This is a genomic window from Actinomyces bouchesdurhonensis, from assembly GCF_963540955.1.
Taxonomy (GTDB): Bacteria; Actinomycetota; Actinomycetes; order Actinomycetales; family Actinomycetaceae; genus Pauljensenia; species Pauljensenia bouchesdurhonensis.
Window position 1 is genome coordinate 12,471 of sequence record NZ_CAUTSL010000023.1, and the last position, 21,052, is coordinate 33,522.

Annotated in this window: 17 protein-coding genes, 1 tRNA gene and 1 pseudogene; 11 read left to right on the top strand and 8 right to left on the bottom strand. The window is 62.7% G+C overall.

Annotated features, from left to right (window positions below):
• Nucleotides 1-24: 24 nt before the first annotated feature.
• The 6 genes and pseudogenes from RYL44_RS05460 to RYL44_RS05485 all read left to right on the top strand — a co-directional run.
• Complete coding sequence (locus RYL44_RS05460) at nucleotides 25-1,605, top strand: UDP-N-acetylmuramoyl-L-alanyl-D-glutamate--2,6-diaminopimelate ligase (protein WP_073983561.1); 1,581 nt, start codon at nucleotides 25-27, stop codon at nucleotides 1,603-1,605.
• A gap of 154 nt (nucleotides 1,606-1,759) precedes the next feature.
• On the top strand, nucleotides 1,760-3,238 hold the full coding sequence (gene der / locus RYL44_RS05465) for a ribosome biogenesis GTPase Der (protein ID WP_390883793.1): 1,479 nt from the start codon (nucleotides 1,760-1,762) through the stop codon (nucleotides 3,236-3,238).
• A gap of 124 nt (nucleotides 3,239-3,362) precedes the next feature.
• On the top strand, nucleotides 3,363-4,013 hold the full coding sequence (locus RYL44_RS05470; protein WP_314975327.1) for a DNA-3-methyladenine glycosylase I: 651 nt from the start codon (nucleotides 3,363-3,365) through the stop codon (nucleotides 4,011-4,013).
• Nucleotides 4,014-4,073: 60 nt separating this feature from the next.
• A complete protein-coding gene (locus RYL44_RS05475) occupies nucleotides 4,074-4,586 on the top strand; it encodes a PH domain-containing protein (RefSeq protein ID WP_073983308.1) in 513 nt (170 codons plus the stop codon).
• A 73-nt stretch (nucleotides 4,587-4,659) separates the two neighbouring features.
• A complete protein-coding gene (locus RYL44_RS05480; RefSeq protein ID WP_390883794.1) occupies nucleotides 4,660-5,112 on the top strand; it encodes a DUF421 domain-containing protein in 453 nt (150 codons plus the stop codon).
• Nucleotides 5,111-5,443: pseudogene (locus RYL44_RS05485) on the top strand (YetF domain-containing protein); the annotation flags it as partial. The gene RYL44_RS05480 and the pseudogene RYL44_RS05485, both read left to right, overlap by 2 nt.
• A 1,975-nt stretch (nucleotides 5,444-7,418) precedes the next feature.
• Here the strand turns inward: RYL44_RS05485 and RYL44_RS05490 are convergent.
• Nucleotides 7,419-7,492, bottom strand: a tRNA-Pro gene (locus tag RYL44_RS05490).
• A gap of 222 nt (nucleotides 7,493-7,714) precedes the next feature.
• Here RYL44_RS05490 and RYL44_RS05495 point away from each other — a divergent pair.
• Nucleotides 7,715-8,254: a hypothetical protein gene (locus tag RYL44_RS05495; RefSeq protein ID WP_314975328.1), complete on the top strand. Its 540-nt coding sequence runs from the start codon at nucleotides 7,715-7,717 to the stop codon at nucleotides 8,252-8,254.
• Between the two features lie 136 nt (nucleotides 8,255-8,390).
• On the opposite strand, the gene cmk is transcribed toward RYL44_RS05495, so the two are convergent.
• Genes cmk through RYL44_RS05530 form a run of 7 tightly spaced genes read right to left on the bottom strand, consistent with a single transcriptional unit; the run spans nucleotide 8,391 to nucleotide 14,353 of the window.
• Entirely contained in the window at nucleotides 8,391-9,119 is a 729-nt protein-coding gene (gene cmk, locus RYL44_RS05500; protein WP_314768780.1) for a (d)CMP kinase, read from the bottom strand.
• A gap of 27 nt (nucleotides 9,120-9,146) precedes the next feature.
• Entirely contained in the window at nucleotides 9,147-10,325 is a 1,179-nt protein-coding gene (locus tag RYL44_RS05505; protein WP_390883791.1) for a prephenate dehydrogenase, read from the bottom strand.
• Nucleotides 10,326-10,345: 20 nt separating this feature from the next.
• Nucleotides 10,346-11,095, bottom strand: a complete 750-nt coding sequence (locus tag RYL44_RS05510) for a pseudouridine synthase (RefSeq protein WP_073983318.1) — start codon at nucleotides 11,093-11,095, stop codon at nucleotides 10,346-10,348.
• Nucleotides 11,092-11,652 (bottom strand): SMC-Scp complex subunit ScpB, encoded by a 561-nt coding sequence (gene scpB / locus RYL44_RS05515; protein ID WP_314975329.1) that lies wholly within the window; start codon nucleotides 11,650-11,652, stop codon nucleotides 11,092-11,094. The genes RYL44_RS05510 and scpB overlap by 4 nt, the downstream gene beginning before the upstream one ends.
• A complete protein-coding gene (locus tag RYL44_RS05520; protein WP_390883795.1) occupies nucleotides 11,645-12,535 on the bottom strand; it encodes a segregation and condensation protein A in 891 nt (296 codons plus the stop codon). Before RYL44_RS05520 ends, scpB begins: the two co-directional genes overlap by 8 nt.
• Nucleotides 12,525-13,382, bottom strand: coding sequence for a ParA family protein (locus tag RYL44_RS05525; RefSeq protein WP_418911961.1), 858 nt, complete (start codon nucleotides 13,380-13,382; stop codon nucleotides 12,525-12,527). Before RYL44_RS05525 ends, RYL44_RS05520 begins: the two co-directional genes overlap by 11 nt.
• A 20-nt stretch (nucleotides 13,383-13,402) precedes the next feature.
• Entirely contained in the window at nucleotides 13,403-14,353 is a 951-nt protein-coding gene (locus RYL44_RS05530) for a site-specific tyrosine recombinase XerD (RefSeq protein ID WP_314975331.1), read from the bottom strand.
• Nucleotides 14,354-14,483: 130 nt separating this feature from the next.
• Here RYL44_RS05530 and tkt point away from each other — a divergent pair, with 130 nt between their 5' ends.
• From tkt to pgl, 4 genes are all read left to right on the top strand, one after another.
• Nucleotides 14,484-16,571 carry a transketolase gene (tkt, locus tag RYL44_RS05535; protein WP_276740531.1) on the top strand — a complete coding sequence of 696 codons (2,088 nt, stop codon included), beginning with the start codon at nucleotides 14,484-14,486 and terminating at the stop codon, nucleotides 16,569-16,571.
• A gap of 167 nt (nucleotides 16,572-16,738) precedes the next feature.
• Nucleotides 16,739-18,265, top strand: a complete 1,527-nt coding sequence (gene zwf / locus RYL44_RS05540; protein WP_390883792.1) for a glucose-6-phosphate dehydrogenase — start codon at nucleotides 16,739-16,741, stop codon at nucleotides 18,263-18,265.
• Entirely contained in the window at nucleotides 18,262-19,203 is a 942-nt protein-coding gene (locus RYL44_RS05545) for a glucose-6-phosphate dehydrogenase assembly protein OpcA (RefSeq protein ID WP_276740534.1), read from the top strand. Before zwf ends, RYL44_RS05545 begins: the two co-directional genes overlap by 4 nt.
• Before the next feature lies 1 nt (nucleotide 19,204).
• The gene (pgl, locus tag RYL44_RS05550; RefSeq protein ID WP_314975333.1) at nucleotides 19,205-19,966 is read left to right on the top strand and encodes a 6-phosphogluconolactonase; all 762 of its coding nucleotides are present in this window, start codon (nucleotides 19,205-19,207) and stop codon (nucleotides 19,964-19,966) included.
• Nucleotides 19,967-21,052 lie beyond the last annotated feature (1,086 nt).

Sequence of the window (21,052 nt, forward strand, 5' to 3'; positions counted from 1 at the left end):
GCGATGACGATCTACAGTAGTGCCATGACATCAGTGACTGATATTCGCCCGTCCATTGACCCTCTCCCGCTACAGCGCGCCTTCGACGGCCTCGATGTCGAGGGCTTCTACGGTGCGGACGGGGCCTCCGCAGCGCTTAAGGGCTGTGACCTGGCGGTGACAGGAGTGACCGTGTCTTCCAACGATTGCGAACCCGGTTGGATTTTCGTTGCGATCCCCGGCCTGAAACAGCACGGCATCCGGTTCGCCCACGCCGCCATCGAGGCTGGCGCCAGCGTCATTCTCACCGACGAGGAGGGACGCGTGCAGGCACATGAACGAGGCCTGGGGACCCCCGTCGTTCAGGTCGCCGATCCTCGAGGCGTCGTTCCCGCTCTGTGTGCGAACGTTTACTCGTGCCCGTCCTCGCGTCTAACGACCATGGCCGTGACTGGAACAAACGGCAAGACGACGACCTCGTACCTGATGCGCGCCGCCATCGCCTCGCGTTTCCCCCAGGCCTCCCTGTGCGGCACCGTCGAGACGCACGTCGGACCGATCTCGTTTGAGGCGGTGCGCACGACCGCAGAGGCGCCCGTCATCGCCCGATTCTTGGCAGCCACCGAGCAATACGGCTGCGGCGCCGGGGTCATCGAGCTGTCCGCGCACGCCCTGTCCCTGCACCGGGTGGACGGCATCGTCTTCGACGTCGCTGCCTTCACGAATCTCCAGCACGATCACCTGGACTACTACGGCGACATGGAGCATTATTTCGCGGCTAAAGCGCTCCTCTTTACGCCGTCTCACTCACGCGCGGGCGTCGTGTGCGTGGACGACGAGTGGGGCCGCCGCCTGGCCACACAGGCGAGCGTGCCGGTGACCACCGTGTCCGCCCTGACGAACGAGAGCGCTGATTGGCAGGTCCGCGACATCCACCCCGACAAAGCGATCGGACGCACGGTCTTCACGCTCGTAGACCCCGACGGCGTCGGCCACCGCGTCGCGATGCCGATCCTGGGCGAGGTCAATGTTCAGAACACCGCCGTCGCCATCGTGTCCGCCGTCACGCTGGGAATCGACCTGGCTGACGTGATCGCCTCCATCGAAGGCGCACCGCAGATTCCCGGACGCATGGAGAAGGTGAACCCAGTACCCGGCCCTCAGCCTCTCGTCATCGTCGACTACGCGCACACCCCCGAAGCCCTCGAGTGGACCCTGCGTTCCACCCGCGAGCTAACACCCGGCAAGGTCGTCATCGTCTTCGGAACCGACGGTGACCGTGACGCGACCAAGCGCGAGCAACTCGCTGAGATCGCGGCGCGCGAGGCGGACGTTTTGTGGGTGACGGACGAAAACCCACGCACTGAAGACCCCCAGGCGATCCGCGACTACCTGCTACGCGGCATCGCATCCGTGCGCCCGAACATGGCCGACGTCACCGAGGTAACGACATGCCGACGCGACGCCGTGCGACGCGCCATCCTGGCGGCCGACCCCGGCGACACCGTCATCATCACGGGTAAGGGCGCAGAGTGGTACCAGGAAATCCAGGGAATCCACCACCGCTACAACGACGTGCCAGTCGCCACCGAAGTCCTGGCCTGCGACGTAAGATCGCATGAATAACGCGCATGAACCTGTGAGCTGGCGCGCCACGAGGGTCTCCATCCGGTCCACGCGGCGCGCCACACCGTAAACTGGGCAGGTGAATGACTTCGACACCCAGCACGGCGCACCCACGATCTTCGGGGACGACGCGACCGACGCCTCGACCCAGGACCTGGCCACGGCCTCGTCCGATTCGGCCGCTCTGACCGATGACGAGGCCGCAGCACGCGCCCGCGTCATGCGCGCCAACCTCGATCAGTTCGCACTGGACGAGGAGGATCTTGCGCTCCTGTCAGGCGAGGCCCAGCTCTCCGCCAGCGACGAAGTCACAGCGGGCCTGCCCGTCCTAGCAGTGGTGGGCCGTCCCAACGTCGGTAAGTCCACCCTGGTCAACCGCATCCTCGGACGCCGCGAGGCCGTCGTGCAAGATACGCCTGGCGTCACGCGCGACCGAGTCTCCTACCGCGCAGAATGGGCCGGGCGCGACTTCACGCTCGTGGACACTGGCGGATGGGAGATTGACGTCAAGGGCCTGGACCGCTCGGTCGCCGAGCAAGCAGAAATCGCGGTGGACCTGGCCGATGCCGTCGTCCTCGTCCTGGATGCGACCGTCGGAGTGACCGCATCAGACGAACGCATCGTTGACATGCTGCGCTCAAAAAAGAAACCCATCATCCTAGCCGCCAACAAGGTCGACTCACCCGTACAGGAGGCCGACGCAGCCTACCTGTGGAGTCTTGGACTCGGTGAACCCTACCCGATTTCCGCGCTGCACGGGCGCGGCACAGGCGATCTCCTCGACGTCGTCATGGATGTTTTACCGACCGAGTCTGCCGTGGCCTCCGCGCTCCCGTCGGGCGGCCCGCGGCGCGTGGCTCTCGTCGGGCGACCCAACGTCGGTAAATCATCGCTTCTGAACGCTCTGGCTGGCGCTACGCGCGTCGTCGTGAACGAACTAGCAGGCACAACCCGTGACCCCGTCGACGAGCTGATCGAATTGGATGGACGCTCCTGGTGGTTCGTCGACACGGCCGGCATCCGCCGCAAGATGCACCGCACGACCGGCGCCGACTACTACGCCTCCATCCGCACCCAGGCCGCCATCGAGAAAGCTGAGGTCGCGCTTGTCCTCATCGACGGCTCCACCGCGCTCACCGAGCAGGACGTGCGTGTCGTCCAGCAGGTCATCGACGCGGGCCGCGCTCTCGTCATCGTTACGAACAAGTGGGACCTGGTCGATGAGGAACGCCAGAAGGAGATCAGAAACGAGTTCGAGCACGAACTCGTCCAAGTCCAATGGGCACCGCGCATCAACCTGGCAGCCAAGACCGGCTGGCATACGAACCGCATCGTGCGTGCGCTCGATACCGCGCTCGCGGGCTGGCAGACGCGCATCCCAACGGGCCAACTCAACGCATTCCTCGGCCAACTCGTGGCCGCTCATCCGCACCCACTGCGCGGCGGGAAACAGCCCCGCATCCTGTTCGGCACGCAGGCATCGAGTAAGCCCCCTCGCTTCGTTCTCTTTACCACTGGCTTCCTGGATCCGGGCTACCGACGCTTCATTGAGCGTCGGCTGCGTGAGACCTTCGGTTTTTCGGGCACGCCCATCCAGATTTCGGTGCGTGTCCGTGAGAAGCGACGCCGCTAAACAGTCTCGCTGACGCTCCCGCGTGCCTTGCTTCCGTCCACAGGGGTGGCTCGTGCATCATCGTTATCCACAGGTGTCACGGCGATGATTGACCCACATAAGCGTGAGCGCGCAGGATGGGAACATGAATACCTCCTGTGATTGCCCGTTCCCCTCTCCCCTTCCCGTTGGCCTAACGCTGTGCGACGACGGCCTTGTTCGTCCCACGTGGGCATCCCACGATGTCCTCCTGCGCGACTACTACGACACCGAGTGGGGTTACCCCATCCACGACGAAGCGGGCGTGTTCGAACGCCTGGTCCTTGAGGGATTCCAAGCGGGCCTGTCCTGGCGTACCGTGCTGGCGAAGCGCGACGCCTTCCGTGCCGCTTTCGCTGGTTTTTTACCGGATGTGGTTGCTGCTTTCACTGACGCGGACGTTGAGCGCCTTACCCGCACTGAGGGCATCATCCGTAACCGTCGTAAGATCGAGGCAGCGGTGGCGAACGCGCGGGCGACGCTCGCGCTGCGTACCTGCCGCGACGACCCCGACTCCCCCACCGTGCATCATCTCGGTGAACTCGTGTGGTCCTATCGACCAGAAGTAGATCCGCGCCCAACCTGTGCCCATGAGGTTCCTTCCTTCATCCCTGAGTCGCGCGCGCTGGCCGCAGATTTGAAAGCACGAGGCTTCCGATTCGTTGGCCCGACGACGATGCTCGCGCTCATGGCGGCCATCGGCATCGTTAATACGGACATCGTTGGAACACACAAGCGCCCCATTCCCAGCCCGTGACCGGTAATGCGTGTGTGACACGCGTCCTCTTCGTGGACTGTTATCTGGCATGATGGAGCCATGGCTATTTCCAAGAAGCTCCTCAGTCAGGACGAGATCGTCGTTCGGCACATGCACACGCACATCAAAACCTTGCTGCCAGCCATTGTCATCGAGGCCATCTTGTTTATCGCGGCGGTCGTCGGGTCCTTCTATGTGCCGGATAACGCCCGCTACTGGGCTCTGCCGACGATCTGGATCGCTACCTTGGTACTGTCGGTCCCTCTGTTCCTTATCCCTTGGATCAAGTGGGCGACTTCGACGTATACGGTAACGACGAAGCGCATCATTACCCGACGCGGCATTTTTACCCGCACGGGACACGATCTGCCGCTGTCGCGCATCTCCGACATTCAGATGGAGAAGAACTTCGACGACCGCATCTTCGGCTGTGGCACACTGTTCCTTCAAACGTCAGCAGATGATCCGCTCGCGCTTCACGATGTTCCAAAGGTTGAGGTTGTCCAGGTCGAGATCTCAAACCTGCTCTTTCACGACGTCCAGGGAGCGATCGACGCGGATCCGACGAACTGATCACATCGCTGCTGGTCCCGCTCATTCATATGCCGGGTAGAGTGTCGCCTTGTTCGATGTTCACGGTTTCGAAATGACGATCCTCAAACTCCTGATCGGTGTCATCCTGATCGTTCTTCACTTGCGCTTCACCGGCAAGCAACAGACGACCCAGATGACGCCGATCGACTTTATCGGCAACTTTATCCTGGGTGGCATCATCGGTGGTGTCATCTACAATCACGCTATTACCTTCGCGGAATATGCCAGCGTTCTCCTCGTGACTTTCGCGATCGTCTCCGGCCTGAACTACCTGACGTCGAAGTTCATGCCCACGCGCGCCATCGTTATGGGCCGCGCCTACACGATAATCGAGAACGGACGTTTCACGCAGGATGCCTTGGACAGCCCTGATCATCAGTTTGACCCCGTGGAGTTCCTCGCTGAGATGCGAGAAAAGGGCATTTTCTCGCTGAGCGAGGGACCGTGCCCAACGGGAGGCCAATGGTTCTCTCACCGTCCGCAAGGTTGGCGAGGGAGGACTTAATTTTCTTCTGGTGTCTAACGGTCAGATTGTGAGCGACGCTATGGAGCTGGCTCACTGTGACGAAGAATGGCTACGAGCGGAACTCACGCGGGCCGGTATCGACTCCCTTGATGATCTGTTCCTTGTCGAACTTGATGCTTTCAACCGTCTTAACATTGTCGCGTCAGATGGCCAGACAACATCGATTCCAGCATCAAATCGCGCGGTCACGGAAGGCACGACCGCGACCCGGTTCCAGTGCGTACCGGAAGGCCAAGCGACGCCGGAAGATACCCGCGCTGACGATGCGCGCCCTGGTCATCACCAGACTGCGTCGGGAAGTGACGACTGACCTGCCTTCGTTACTCGTCCTGCTTCCCCCGGCCTCGTCGCCTTTGACGAGGCCGGGGATGTTTTGTGTCGGTTCCGGCATCTCGACGGTACTTGATCGGGCAACGCCCAGTACCTACGAGGTAGGTCGAAATCATCCCCGTTGACGACCTCGACCTAGGGCATAGTTTACCCCACAGAGAAGCGATAATTGATGCGCTTCACACCGCATCGAACAGGTGATGACCTGCGCAAATCCACGCATTCTTATGAAGAAACCACACTGCACCAGGCAAAATGCGGTAACAGCTCAGCGCGTCACATTTCGATTACAAAGATTGGCCAACAAATCGAGAAGGGACGGAGGTCCCCCCACTGGAGTAACGTCGCGCGACGAGACATCCGTATGGCGGGAAAATCCCAAGTGCGGCGTTACAGTCGTTTCCGCCTATGCCCCATCTGAGCACACTCGTAGGAGGCGAGGAGTCTGGGCATTACGTTCGCAAGGGCAGAATCTTTCTGGCCGTTCAGCAAACCTCCTCGTGGATGGGATATTCCGTCCGCCTGAACGCAATCATCTCACGTTCCAGACGGTACGCAGAGAGTTCTAGGACAAAGCGTGCTGGTGGGGTTCGTTTCGGCTACGTCGACCTGCCCCGATGCTGATAGGAAGGTGAAATAGCTGGAAGCTGCGCTCAATGCCAGAACAAACTGTGTGCAAGCCCCATTGAATGAACGCAAACCCCTTGTAGGCACGTGGGACCGTTAACCTGGGCGCGGGGACACCGCTAGCTCTCACGTGGAACCGCTAACCTGAGCGGTGGGGCCACCCACGCTCATATTCGGGGTTGACGTGCGCAATAGCGGGTTAATGCCCCCGGATAACGGGTTAACGAGCGAGTGAAGCTCCGCCCAAATGATCTTCTCCGCCGTGTGCAGGGATTCACCAGACCAACCAAGCCTCACCATCAGAGTTAAAGGATAAAACGTGTTGGTCGCGGCTCGGTCCCTGGCATTGTCGGGGGAGACGCCGGTGGTGCTGGCGCGCTCGCGCCGCCGATGGGGGTTGGCCGTGACGTGCGCTTGCGTCGTCCGTCATTGTGCTTGCGTGCTTGCGCCGCCGATTGGGGTTGGCTCCATTGGGAGGGGTCCACCTGATTGGGAGGATTGCACGTGATCGGGAGGATTGCACGTGATCGGGAGGATTGCATCTGATCAGTTGGGGTTGAATCTTCCTGATCGGGTGTTTCGCCTCATCGGCAACAAGCCTCGCTTGGGAGCTGGCCGCTAGTCGTCCCGCATCATTGCCGACGACTCCCTACCGGCGTTTATTGGCGCCCCGCCTTACCCGCGCCCGTGCGCCAGGGTCCCGCCGGCAACTTCCCACCGGCGTTTATCGGCGCCCGTCGGGCAGTCCTGCACCAGTGAGGGAGCATGATACCAGGGGTAATGGAGGGAATTTTACACCATTAGAAGCCTCCCCTCGGCGTGTCGCCGGCGTGTCGTGCCTCTAATGGTGCAATTCCCCCCGTTTGGTGGCGCAGTCATCGGCAAGCAAGTCACGTACGGGTCCCCGTGCAGCGCAATTCCCACAGTTTGCTGTCGGTGAGGTCACGCCTCGGGGCGGCGCCGCCCACGTCGCAAACCACCTCGGTAACAAACGCCGACAACGGGGTGTCGTGTGCGAGATGGCCTGCGTTGTGAGCACAACAGTGCCTGACCTGGTGTATCCCTCCCACGCGAACCGCTGACAATGCGCGTTAACCCCATGACACGCACCTCAACCTCGGGGTATACACACCCCCACGATGAAACAACCACCTTCAATGTTGATTTTTCCGCACCAGCAAGCCGAAACGTCACCACAAAACCAACACGTCTTGTCCTTTAACCCCACCATCAAGGATCGTTGACTGTCAGGCATGGCTAGTGACGGATAAAAACCAACATATGAAACTAAATCGCGAGGACAGCTCCTGTCCTCGCGACGTATTTTGTCGGGCTGGCGGGATTTGAACCCACGACCCCTTGACCCCCAGTCAAGTGCGCTACCAAGCTGCGCCACAGCCCGTATTTAGTTTGTCGCCGCAGCGACCTGTAGAACTATAGCGCAACCACAGCGAAGAACGCAACCCGATTGAAGTGCGCCACACCACATATTACTTGAAGAAGGCCGGGGACCCTGCACGCACGCACAGCCTCACGATAAGACAGTGCTACTGGCCATAGCAACATGCTTTGGATTACACTGAAACTCACCCATTCACACCATGCTCCCTTTGGAGGAACCCCAATGACAGTTCGCCGACTTCTTTCGTGCGCCGCTGCTCTCGCATGCGCAACCTTGCCTCTATTCATTCCCGGCATACCCACCGACGCTGCCCCCACACCAACGACCGTTAACACCAGCTACGCCCAGATGTCGTCCCCGACCACATCCGTCATCGAAGCGAGTACAAACTCCTCATCCCAGTCAGTCCTCGCTCCCGCACGCCGCCGCTTCCGCATTCGGGTCGGAAGTGGCTCGAGCAACAGTAGTGTGCCGAAACCGGTGATCGCGATCATAGTGGTTGTCGGCGCCGCCTTTGCCGCCTACACCGTCTACAAGAAGATTCAAGCCATCAAGGCCGCCAATATGTTGGCATCCAACGGCGCTGCCAGAGGCACACAATACGGAACCGGTCTGCCCACTCCAGGCACCAATCCCCAACAGCAATACGGCAACACAGTGCCGATACCCAACAACGGGCAGGGCAATGGAACCCCGCAGGGATGGCAGGGCAACACCCCGCAGGGCGGCGCGCCCTACGGCCCCACCTCAACTGGGCACTGAGGGAACGACGGGCGCACGCGCCTGTTGAAAAAACGCGGCCATAACAGAGCGTCAAGGTAAGGACCCGCGCTGCTAACGCGAAGCAGAGGTGCCCCCAGCGTGATGTCACGCTGGGGGCACCCCTATGAGCCGGAGCCTACGCCTCTCTCGATGCCAGGTCATCATCCACAAAGGCAAGAACCGCCTCACACACGCCAGCAATGTCCAGGCCGGTCGAATCCACCGTCTCCACTCCGGGAGCCGCCGTCATAAATTCGGACACAGTAGAGTCCGCCTTGTCGCGGCCTTCAACCTGAGCGCGCACGATCTCCATGTGTTCCTCGGTCGCGTCACCGTACAGCTCCAGCGTCCGTCGACGCAGGCGCGCCTCCTGGTCAGCCAACAGCAAGATACGAACATCCGCATCCGGGCAGACGACGGTGGTAATGTCACGTCCCTCGGCAATCATGCCAGAACCCTGCGCACGCGCCTCCATCATGCGACGACGCTGCTCAGCTGCCATCCACGCGCGCACGGCCAAATTCGTCGAAATATGCTTGATCGCGAGGGCAATACGAGGCTCACGAATCTGCTCGGTCACCTCTGTGTCACCCACCCACACGTGCGGGTCCGAGGGGTCGGACTCCAGGCGCAACACCATCTCGTGCGCCGCAGCCGCAATCGCGTCGTGGTCCTCCACGTCGATCCCCCGGTCCAACACGTACCATGTGAGGGCGCGATACATGGCACCCGTATCGAGATAGCCGATGCCCAGACGCGATGCCAGCTCCTTGGAGACCGTGGACTTACCCGAACCGGCCGGCCCGTCAATCGCAATGGTGATGCCAACGCGTGAGATCGCGTCCTGGCGCATTGAGTCGTTCATCCGTCGATTCTCCTCGTCGAAGTCGTACTAATGGGAAATAAGCCGCCAACCCCGCTCGTGCAGGTCAGCGGCGCAGCGGTCAGCGACCGCCGGATCAATCATGATGCGAGCGACACCGGCTTGCGCGCCCGCAGAGTGCTCAAGCACGAGATCTTCGATATTAATCGAGTCCTCGCCCAGCTCAGTGAAGAGACGACCGAGCGCACCAGGCTCATCGGGGATAAGCACTTCAACTTCCTGGTAGCGCGACGGAGCCCCGCCGTGCTTACCGGGGATGCGAGCAACCCCCTGGTTACCGGCGGTCATCACACGGTTGATCGCCCCCACGCTGCCACCTCGCAACGGCCCCAGTTCGGCGGCCGCCTCCAAATGAAGCAGCAAATCATCCAGATCACCGCGAAGGTCGCGCAGGATCATCGCGACGGGACCAGCGTTGCCCGCCAAGATCGCCGTCCACAGACGCGGGTCGGACGCTGCGATACGAGCGGTGTCTCGCAGGCCCTGCCCCGCAAGACCCAGCGCCTGGGCGGGAGCATCAACGAGACGCGCTGCCAGCATCGACGACACCAACTGCGGGACGTGGGATACAAGAGCCACCGCATGATCGTGCGTACCCGCGTTCATCTCCAAAGGCACCGCGCCAACATCCGTGGCGAGAGCACGAGCGACCAGCACCGCCCGCGGCCACGTGAGTTCGTGGGCCACAATGACCCACGGCCTCCCATAAAACAGATCTGCATCCGCCGCGCCGGCACCGGAACGCTCCCGACCAGCCATCGGGTGCGAACCCACGTAGCGCTGGGCCTCATCCTCAATGCCTCGTTCTTCGAGAGTTGCCAGAACGTCCGCGACAACCGCATCCTTGACTGATGCAACATCCGTGACGATCGCATCCGGGAACCTCACCAACGAATCCACGATGACACGGTCGGCCACATCGGGGGGCGTAGCTACCACAACGAGACGCGGCGCCTCGTAGCCGCACGCATCCGTCCCCGCATCCCCATAGGCCACCCCGGCCTCGTCGATGACATCACCGAAGGGAACCCCCGCGCCTACGTCGGATGCTAAGCGCAGGGAGGTAGGCGAGGAATCCTCCAAGTAAACAGTCACTCCCCCGGCGCGCAACGCCAAGCCAAGGGATGCGCCCAACAGGCCGGACCCGATCACCAAAACAGGTCCGACCGTGGAAACAACTCGCGGCACAGAACCTACGCCTGAACCGGTCACAGGCCGACAGCCCCATACAGTGCGATCAGCGCATTACCCTTCACGCGGCGCGTCGTGCCCTGCTTCAAATGATCAAGAGAAATCGGGCCAAAGCCTGTACGTACGAGTTCGCGCACCGGATAGCCGACAGCCTCCATCATGCGCCGCACCAGCCGGTTACGGCCCTCATGCACGACGATCTCAACGGTTGTGATGTCGCCGTAAGTATCGACGACGCGGAAAGAATCGACCTTAATCGGACCATCCTCCAAGTCAATACCATTCATCAGTGCGCGCTTCACACCAGGCTTGACGTCGCCATGAAGGCGCGCGACGTAAGTCTTGTGGATCTCGTAAGACGGGTGCGTCAGTCGGTTCGCCAGCTCACCATCGTTGGTTAGCAGCAGCAAGCCCGACGTGTCGATGTCGAGACGACCCACGTGATAAAGGCGCTCAGGGTAGTCGGCGACCAGGTCCGCGATAGTCGGACGCCCCTCCGGGTCGCTCATAGTAGACACCGTACCAATCGGCTTATTGACAGCAAGCACGACGTGCTTTGCTTCGTCCAGAATCAGCCGCTCACCGTCGACGTGAATCACCTGGGTCGCAGGATCAACGCGAACACCCTGGGTGCGCACAACCTGTCCGTCAACGCTCACACGGCCATCCGCGATCATCTGCTCGGACGCACGCCGAGACGCAACACCAGCCCGGGCGAGCACCTTCTGCAGGCGCACACCACCGGCCGTGTAAGGGTTAGCCCTCATAGTTCTTCCTCCAATTCATCCAGCGCATCGGCGTTAGGCAAGTAGGGTGCCAAGGGTACCAGCTCCGACAGGCTCACCATTCCCATTTTCGCAAGAAACTCCCCCGTCGTGCCGTATAGGCGCGCCCCGGACGGTGTCGCACCCGTCTCTTCCACGAGGCCTCGGGCGAGGAGAGTGCGCACGACGCCATCGACGTTCACGCCACGGATGCGTGCGATGCGGGCGCGTGAGATCGGCTGGCGGTAGGCGATGACCGCCAGGGTCTCGAGGGCTGCCTGGGACAGGCGCGCGTGAGCCGAACCCACGACGAAGCGACCGACGATGTCGGCGTAGGCGCGAGCGGAATAGATGCGCCAGCCTCCCGCGACCTCACGCAACTCGAAGCCACGCTCTGGCCCTTCTCCCTGACCCAGATAGTCGCTGGCCAGGGCGCGCAGCGTTTCCTCCACTTCTGTTGTATCCGCCTCGAGGGCGCCCGCGAGCTCGTGGACGGAAACCGGTTCGGAGGCGACCATCAGGATCGCCTCGATCGGTGCTCGCAGCTGCGCGTCAGTCATCGTCACCGTCTCCTTCTACCGTCCGCGTGTTCTCCCCCGTCGACGAGGCCGTGGCGCCCGCGGCGGCGGGCGTGTCCTCAGTGCGCGCGCCCCGCCGCGCCTCGTCAATGTCGATGTCGCTCGCGTCCACCTCGGCTCTCCACCGGATTGTCAGTGTCCCTAGCGCCCCCTCCTGGACGAACTCGACGGCCCCTCGCCGAAAAAGTTCAAGGAGCGCCAGGAAACGCGACACGATGACGGCGCGCGTGGCCGCGTCGGCGATGAGTTCCCGGAAGCTCATCTCCCCCGCCGACGCGAGTTTGTCTGCGACAACGAGGGCCTGCTCGCGCACCGGCACGACCGGGTCGTGCAGGTGGGTAACCTGGACAGTGGGCGGTGACGCGCACAGAGCATGAGCTGCGAGCCGTGCAAGATCCTCACGCGTCGTGAACCACGTGAGTTCGGGCAGCACGGACGCGAGATGTGCCTCAAGGGGGACATCGCGGGGAACGTAGGAGCTACTGGCGGCCAGGCGCGCACCGATGTCTTTCGATGCCTCCTTGAAGGCCCGATATTGTAGGAGGCGGGAGAAGAGCAGATCACGGACCTCCAAATCCGCGTCGCTCGTGTTGTCCTGCTCGTCGAGTCGAGGCAGCAGGTGCGCGGCCTTCATGTCGAGGAGGGTCGCCGCGACCACAAGAAACTCTGTCGTGCGCGACAGGTCGGGGGAAGCCTTCGTGAAGGCGATGAACTCGTCTGTAACCTGCGCGAGCGCGACCTCAGTGACGTCGAGCTTGTGGCGCGCGATCAGTGACAGAAGAAGGTCAAAAGGGCCTTCAAAGACAGGCAACGAAACGGCGAAAAGTTCAAGTTCGCCCTGGATCTCAATCGGGTTAGGCAGCATCACCACGGGCGATAACTTCGCGCGCCAGCCGACGATACGCGTGCGCCCCCGCGTGGTTGGGCGCATACGACAGAATCGGTTCCGTGGCTACCGACGCGTCCGGGAACTTAATAGTGCGACCGATGCGAGTGTCGAAGACGAGGTCACCGAAAGCCTCCTGTAGCCGCTGGAGAACCTCACGCGAGTGCAGGGTACGAGAATCGACCATCGTGGCGACGATCCCGTCAATCTTCAAACGCGGGTTAATTCGATCGCGCACCGTTTCAATCGTCTCCACCAGGAGCGCCACGCCACGCAGCGCGAAAAACTCTGCTTCGACGGGAACGATAACGCCATGAGCGGCTGTGAGCGCGTTCACCGCAAGCAAGCCGAGCGACGGCTGGCAGTCAATGAGAATCACATCATAGTCAGCTTCCACGTGGCGCAGCACGCGAGCCAGGGCGCTTTCGCGCGCAACCTCGTTGACCAGCTGCACCTCGGCGGCAGACAAGTCAATATTCGCAGGAATGATGTCCAGGTTGTCCGTCGCCGTGCGGCACACGGTCGCGCGCACGTCAGCCTTTGGATTCATCAGCAGCGTGTAAATCGTCTGCTCCATGTCGAGGGCATTGATACCCAGCCCAACGGAGGCGGCACCCTGTGGGTCGAAGTCGACGATGAGGACGCGACGACCATACTCAGCCAGGGCGGCCCCAAGGTTGATCGTCGTGGTCGTCTTCCCGACGCCTCCCTTTTGATTACACATCGCAATTACGCGGGCGGGGCCGTGTCCCGTCAGAGGCGCGGGCACGGGAAAATCGACCTGGTCGGCGGGCAAGTCGGGTGTCAGCGTCGGATGCGTATTCATGGTCACGTGCCCATCCTATGTCATCGCTGGGCTATCTCGTCGGTGCCACGCGCCCGAGGGTGAGAGACGGTGAAGACCTCTCGCAGCGCAGCCGCCGTCACCGCCGTATATATCTGAGTCGTTGACACCGACGCGTGCCCGAGAAGCTCCTGAACCTCGCGAACGCTCGCTCCACCCTCGAGCAGGTGGGTTGCGAAGGAATGCCGCATCGTGTGCGGTGAAACCTTATCCTCCAGCTGAGCGGCCTGGGCCGCGCGCCGGATCGCCGTCCATGCGCTCTGACGCGACAGTGGACCCCCACGCGAATTCAGAAAGAAAGCGTTCGTTCCATGACCCCTGACAGCCAGAGCAGGACGGGCGCGCACCCGGTACGCACCCAAGGCCTCGACCGCGAAAGAACCGACGGGAACAATCCGCTCCTTGCGTCCCTTACCGAACAGGCGGACCACCGGCACCTCGGCATCCAGATCAAAGTCGTCGGCGCACAGGGACACGGCCTCGGACACGCGCGCTCCCGTCGCGTAGAGCAGTTCCAGGAGAGCACAGTCCCGAATCCCGATCACCGAGTCGTCCGCGTGGGCAGCGTCAAGGAGGCGGCCTACCTCATCGACCGTCAGCGCTTTGGGGAGGTGACGCCCCTGACGCGGAGCGTGCAGGTGGACAGCCGGATTAACTCCCACGAGGCCCTCCGTGAGCGCGTACTTGTGGAGGCCACGGATCGCAGCCTGGGCGCGGGCCACCGACGCAGTCGCCGCCGCGCGCCCCGTCAACTCCCCAGACGCGAGCCTCATCGTGTAGTCCTCTATGTCACGGGCACTGACCTCCGCGAGGCTACGGATGCCTCGTTCTTGCAGATCACGGACGTAGCGCAGCGCGTCTCGCCGATAGCTGGAAACGGTGTGCGTCGATGCCCCCTTCTCGACGCGCAAGTAGTCCACCCATTCATTCACGAGTGTTTCCAACGCCATCATGGTGCCAGAGTAACCGAGAAACGCGAAAATTAACATTCCGCCAAACCGCTGACGAACAATTTGCTAAAATACGGACGCGAAGACCATTTACACGCCCCAACGTAGGGGCCATCATAGACTGGAGGCCGACGTGACACTTCACTGGGACCATATCGACGACGAAGCGGTCAGAACTGCAAAGATCCTCGCAGCGGACGCTGTTGAACAGGCCGGATCGGGGCACCCCGGTACCGCCATCTCTCTCGCACCCGCAGCATACCTGCTCTACAACAAGGTCATGAACGTTGACCCGGCCGATCCTCGCTGGATTGGCCGCGACCGCTTCATCCTCTCAGCTGGTCATTCCTCCCTCACCCAGTACGTTCAGCTCTATCTCAGTGGTTTCGGCCTCGAACTCGACGACATCGCGAAGCTGCGCACCGCCGGTTCCCTAACCCCCGGTCACCCCGAATACGGGCACACAAAGGGTGTCGAGATCACGACCGGCCCCCTGGGAACCGGCATAGCCTCGGCCGTCGGCTTCGCCATGAATGCCCGCCGCGTCCACGGCCTTCTCGATCCCGACACACCGTTGGGCGAATCTGTGTTTGACCACCACATCTACGTCATCGCAGGCGATGGATGCTTCGAAGAAGGCATTTCCGCCGAGGCATCCTCCCTCGCAGGCACACAGGAGCTGGGTAACATCACCGTCATCTGGGACGATAACCACATCTCCATCGAAGATGACACCTCTATCGCCTTCAACGAAGACGTCCTGGCGCGCTACGAAGCCTACGGCTGGCACGTTCAGCGCGTGAACTGGCTGGGCGAGGACGGCTCCTATGAGGAAAACACCGCCGCACTCAACGACGCTCTGGAGGCCGCCAAGGCCGAGACAACGAAGCCCTCGATCATCGCGCTGCGCACCATCATCGGCTGGCCGACCCCCGGCAAGCAGAACACAGGAGGCATTCACGGATCAAAGCTCGGCAGCGAGGCCCTCGCAGGTCTGAAGGTAGCCCTGGGTGCCGACCCCGCTAAGATGTTCGACGCCGACCCGACCCTCGTCTCCCAGGTTCGCGAGCGCGCCGCGCAACGCATCGCGCAGTACCGCGCGCACTGGGATGCACGCTTCGAGGCGTGGAAGACAGCCAACCCCGACGGTGCCGCATTGCTCGAGCGCCTGTCCGCCGGCCGCCTGCCCGACGGCTGGGAAGCCGCGCTACCCACCTTTGAAGAGGATAAGGCCATCGCGACTCGCGCAGCTTCCGGCCAAGTGCTCAACGCAATCGCCCCCGTGTTGCCCGAACTGTGGGGTGGCTCCGCCGACCTCGCGGGTTCGAACAACACCTTCATGAAGGGGCAACCCTCCTTCCTGCCCGCTCACCGTTCAACGAACGCATTCAGCGGCAATGTGTTCGGTCGTAACCTGCACTTCGGCGTGCGCGAATTCGCGATGGGCGCCGCCCTCAACGGCATCGCTGCCGACGGCTTGACTCGCGCCTACGGTGGCACGTTCTTCGTTTTCTCCGACTTCATGCGCGGCACCGTCCGTCTCGCCGCCCTCATGGACCTACCTGTCACCTACGTGTGGACCCACGACTCCATCGGAGTCGGCGAAGACGGACCGACCCACCAACCGATCGAACACCTTGCTGCTTACCGTGCGATCCCGAACCTCGCGATCGTGCGTCCCGCGGACGCCGCCGAAACGGTCGCCTCCTGGAAGGCAATCCTCGAACAGTCGCACCCCGCCGCGATCATCCTGTCGCGTCAGAACCTGCCCAACCCGGCACGCGGGGGCGACAGCGACCTGGCGACGACCGAAGGCTTGGTGCGCGGCGCCTACGTGCTGGCCGACACCGAAGGAACACCCGACGTGATCCTCATGGCGTCCGGCTCCGAGGTATCCGTGGCCCTCGAGGCCCGCGACGCCCTCGCCGCCGACGGCATCGCCGCCCGTGTCGTGTCCGTCCCCTGCCTCGACTGGTTCGAGGCCCAGGACCGCGCCTACCGCGACGAGGTTCTGCCCCCGTCCGTGCGCGCCCGCGTCTCCGTCGAGGCCGGCCTGGCCCTGCCCTGGTACCGCTGGATCGGCGACGCCGGCCGCGCGGTCTCCATCGAGCACTTCGGCGCCTCGGCGCCGGGCGAACTCCTCTTCAAGGAATACGGCATCGACGCCGAGCACGTCGCCGCCGCCGCGAAGGAATCCATCCAAGACGCCGCCCGGTCGTGACTTTCTAGTCACCTCGTCGCAGAAGGGGCTGTTGGCGCGCGAGTGCGCGCCAACAGCCCTATTCTCTTACACATGTATGGGTCCTCAGTCCCGTTCCTCTCCCCCGCGGGCGAAGCGTTCGGACCCCGGCCTCGTCCCAACCCCCTCAGCGAATGGAGCGTTACCTCGTGACAAACGCGATCCCTACCCTGCGCGACCCCCAAGATCGCAGGCTCCCACGCGTCTCACCACCCTGCGGCCTCGTCATTTTCGGCATCACCGGTGACCTCGCGCGAAAGAAGCTCCTGCCCGCCATCTATGACCTAGCCAACCGCGGCCTCCTCCACCCCGCGTTCTCCCTGACCGGCTTCGCCCGACGCGACTGGAGCCCCCAGGACTTCGAGGAATACGTTCGCGCCTCCATCGAGGCACACACGCGCACCGGCTTCAACGAGGGCACGTGGAACCAGCTGCGCTCCGGACTGCGTTTCGTCTCCGGCACCTTCGACGACCCGGAAGCATATCGTCATCTAGCCGACACCGTCGCCGAGCTGGACCGCGTGCGTGGAACCGGCGGTAACCACGCCTTCTACCTGTCGATCCCGCCGTCCTACTTCCCCGTCGTCGCCAAACACCTGTCCGACACAGGCCTCAACAAACGCCAGGGCCGCGAGTGGCGCCGCGTCATCATCGAGAAGCCCTTCGGTCACGACCTCGAGTCAGCGCGCGCTCTCTCCGACGTCATCTCGCAGATCTTCGACGAGCAGGATGTTTTCCGCATCGACCACTACCTGGGCAAGGAGACGGTGCAAAACATCATGGCGATGCGATTCGCGAACGCCATGTTTGAACCCCTCTGGAAAGCCAACTACGTCGACTCAGTCCAGATCACGATGGCTGAAGACATCGGGATCGGCACGCGCGCCGGCTACTACGATGGCATTGGCGCGGCCCGTGACATCATTCAGAATCACCTCCTGCAGCTCATGGCGTTGACCGCCATGGAGGAACCCGTCCACTTCACCCCAAAAGAGATTCGCGTCGAGAAGGAGAAAGTACTATCGGCTGTGCGTCTACCTGAAGACCTGGCGGCGAGCACGGCGCGCGGCCAGTACGCGGGTGGCTGGCAAGGCGGCGACAAGGTACGCGGATACCTCGAGGAAGATGGTATCCCCGTCGACTCGACCACCGAAACCTTCGCCGCTGTCAAGCTCTACGTGAACACTCGCCGCTGGGCGGGCGTGCCCTTCTACCTACGTGCCGGCAAGCGCCTGGGTAAGCGCGTCACCGAAATCGCGGTCATCTTCAAACGTTCGGCCCACGTTCCTTTCGGCACCACAGACCTGAGTGAAGCCGCACAGAATGCGCTCGTCATTCGCGTCCAGCCAGACGAGGGCCTCACTCTCAAACTCGGCGCGAAAGTGCCGGGCACGTCAATGCAGGTGCGCGACGTGACCATGGACTTCGCCTACGGCCATGCCTTCACGGAGGATTCACCCGAGGCCTACGAGCGGCTCATCCTGGACGCTCTGGTCGGGTCTGCGCCCCTATTCCCCCACCAGCACGAGGTCGAGGCCTCGTGGAAGATCCTCGATCCAATCCTGTCATTCTGGGAGACCCAGGGCCAGCCCGAACCCTATGCGCCGGGCACGTGGGGTCCCCAGTCCGCGCACGACATGCTGGCCTGTGACGGTCGTTTCTGGAGGCTCCCGTGATTATAACTTTGAAGAACACTACGTCCGCCGAGGTCGCCTCCCGTATCGTGGAGCTGCGCGACGAACGTGGATCGGCTGCTCTCAGCCGCGTCTTGACGCTGCTAATCTGCGTGCCCGACATGATTGACGTAGACAAGGCGATCGAAGTCTCCGACGCTGTTTCGCGCGAGCACCCGTGCCGCGTCATCGTTATCGTCGAACCCGAGTCAACCGAGGGCACCGCTCTCCTCAACGCGCAGATCCGCGTGGGCGACGCCGCTGGCCTGTCGGACATCATCATCCTGGAGCCTCGCGGCGAGGCGGCATCGAACATCGATTCACTCGTCATGCCGCTGCTCCAGTCGGACACGCCGGTCGTCACCTACTGGCCGGTAACCCCGCCCGAGAATCCCGGCGCCCACCCGCTGGGGCGCCTCGCAGTCAAACGCATTACCGATTCGAGAGCCACGGAGTGCCCGATGGAGACCCTGTCGGCCCTGTCGACCGTCTACACGCCGGGCGACACTGATCTGGCATGGGCGGGAGTTACCCTGTGGCGCGCGCTGCTCGCAGCCGTCGCCGAGGACTTCGATCGTCTGCCCACCTCCATCCGCGTGGCGGGTAACGCGACGCATCCGTCTCCGTTCCTCGTGGCCGCGTGGCTGCACCACCAGCTGGGTGTGCCCGTTGAGCGGGTCGTCGCCCCCGAGGCACACACGATCACCGACATCACGTTCTTCTTCGACGACGACACGACCGTGTCACTCTCGCGCAGCGCCACCTCCTCGGTCGCACGTTTATCGCGCCCAGGGTTGGAGGACCGCAACGTGAACCTGGCGCGTCGCTCAGTGCAAGACTCCCTCATGGAGGACCTGCGACGCCTGGATCCGGATGTCTACTACGGCGAACTGCTCACGACCGAACTCCCGCGCTTGGCCGAGTGCCCGACGGAGGACTGACGTGGTATCCGTTAACACCCTGACGGTACTACCCACCGTGGAAGCGCTCAACGAGGCGGTCGGCAGCGCGTTCCTTGCGCGCCTGTGCGTTCTCATTGACGAGGCCGAAGCTGGCAGCCGGATTAACGTGGCCATCTCCGGTGGTGCTGTAGCGACGTCACTTCTGCCTTCGCTTCTCCCCCGCGTCGGCGAGATCGACTGGTCACGCGTGCGCGTGTGGCTGGTAGACGAGCGTTACGTCCCGGCGGGGCACGGCGATCGTAACGACGATCAGGCGTGGGAAGGTTTCTTCCACGCGGCCAGCGGCGTGGAGTTCGTGCGCATGCCAACTTCGGATGCGTCGGCGCCGGGAGGTGGCTGCCTAGATGCGGCGACGCTCGCCTTCACGGCCACGTGGACCGCGCTGATGGGCGACGGTTCCTTCGACATCGCCCTGATCGGCATGGGGCCAGACGGGCACATCTGCTCCCTGTTTCCCGGGCATGTTGACCTCGAAGAGTCCTCCCCCATCCTGGCGATCCGCAATTCTCCCAAGCCCCCGCCAGAGCGCATCACCGTGTCCATGCCGGTCATGCGCGCCTGCCCTGAAGTGTGGCTGACGACCGTCGGCGACGGGAAAGCTGAGGCCCTCGGGCGTGCCTTCGCAGGTGCTTCCCCCCTCGATTTGCCCGTCGCGGGCATCCTTGGACCGTCCACGTACGTCTACCTCGACGCGGCTGCAGCCTCGCAGATCCAGCTCCCGTCGACACTCGCACAGAAATAGGGGCTGGCCTGACGAGAACAGCGACTCAACGCCGATTCAGCTGCTCTGCGGCGACGGTCAGAGCCGAGGCATAGAAAAGCTCGTTGCAAAACTGGGGGCTATAGGACAAAACGTGTTGGTCGGGGTTCGGTCCCGAGCGTCATCGGGGGAGGCATCGGTGGCGCTGGCGCGCTCGCTCCGCCGACAGGAGCTAGCCCCGTCGGGAGGAACCCATCTGATCGGCAACAAGCAATATGGTGGAACCGGTGTCCCTCTCGTTCCCGTCGGCGTGGTCTTTGTACCGCCTGGCACTTGCCGTGTGGCACGATCGGCGCGAGGTCGAACGCGAAACCGGCACCTGGCACCTGCGGCTTCGTGCTACGTGAGGGAGTGTTGTAGTGCCACTTAGGTCCGGGCGATTCGCGTCGCGGCTGGCTCGTGAACGGCGCGTTGCCTCGGATCTGCGGATGCGCGGGGCCTCGTGGGGCTGCTGCGTGCTGAGCCTGCGGCGGCCTGGCCCCATGGGTGGCTGTGTCAACCCTTCAATGCGCAGCTGGACCCTACTAGTGGAGTATGGGCACACCTGCCCACGCTCCACCTAAGGGGTTAACGTGCGCATTGAGGGGTTGAGGGTGCCAGTTGTCGGGTTAACACGCCACTTACCGGGTTAACGGGCTCTTCCGAGTTGAGTGTGGGTGACCGGGTGTTGGTCGGGGGTTGCGGGTAGAGGTCGAGGTCCTTGATGATGAGCGGACTTCTACCCCCGCGATCTTCAAAGGACCTCGGGCGGTGTCTCACCCTACCTGCTGCTGCTCCGTGTCGCTTGATCGTTGTGATCGGTGTGATCTGCTCGTCGGTTTGGAGGGCTTCCATCTGATGAGCGTTGCTCGCACCCCAGATGCTCTAGTGCTCGGTGTTGAGTCGTGCAACCAGCTGGTTGGCTACCCTGGTTGTGGGCTGAATCGCACAGGGCCACGGGCGTATGGTGGTGGAGGTGATCGACGCGCCCTGGGCCGGGGTCCCGGTGCGGATCCGGTGGCACAATACGGCGATGGATATGCCGCGAACGCACCTGCCAGACGGTGACATTCCTGGAACATGACGAGC

Excerpts from the sequence above, each read along its gene's own strand:
- RYL44_RS05520 (WP_390883795.1), bottom strand. The coding sequence starts at position 12,535 with ATGCTGCCTAACCCGATTGAGATCCAGGGCGAACTTGAACTTTTCGCC.
- RYL44_RS05460 (WP_073983561.1), top strand. The coding sequence starts at position 25 with ATGACATCAGTGACTGATATTCGCCCGTCCATTGACCCTCTCCCGCTA.
- RYL44_RS05480 (WP_390883794.1), top strand. The coding sequence starts at position 4,660 with ATGACGATCCTCAAACTCCTGATCGGTGTCATCCTGATCGTTCTTCAC.
- cmk (WP_314768780.1), bottom strand. The coding sequence starts at position 9,119 with ATGAACGACTCAATGCGCCAGGACGCGATCTCACGCGTTGGCATCACC.
- RYL44_RS05510 (WP_073983318.1), bottom strand. The coding sequence starts at position 11,095 with ATGAGGGCTAACCCTTACACGGCCGGTGGTGTGCGCCTGCAGAAGGTG.
- RYL44_RS05475 (WP_073983308.1), top strand. The coding sequence starts at position 4,074 with ATGGCTATTTCCAAGAAGCTCCTCAGTCAGGACGAGATCGTCGTTCGG.
- RYL44_RS05495 (WP_314975328.1), top strand. The coding sequence starts at position 7,715 with ATGACAGTTCGCCGACTTCTTTCGTGCGCCGCTGCTCTCGCATGCGCA.
- RYL44_RS05530 (WP_314975331.1), bottom strand. The coding sequence starts at position 14,353 with ATGATGGCGTTGGAAACACTCGTGAATGAATGGGTGGACTACTTGCGC.
- RYL44_RS05525 (WP_418911961.1), bottom strand. The coding sequence starts at position 13,382 with ATGAATACGCATCCGACGCTGACACCCGACTTGCCCGCCGACCAGGTC.
- RYL44_RS05470 (WP_314975327.1), top strand. The coding sequence starts at position 3,363 with ATGAATACCTCCTGTGATTGCCCGTTCCCCTCTCCCCTTCCCGTTGGC.
- scpB (WP_314975329.1), bottom strand. The coding sequence starts at position 11,652 with ATGACTGACGCGCAGCTGCGAGCACCGATCGAGGCGATCCTGATGGTC.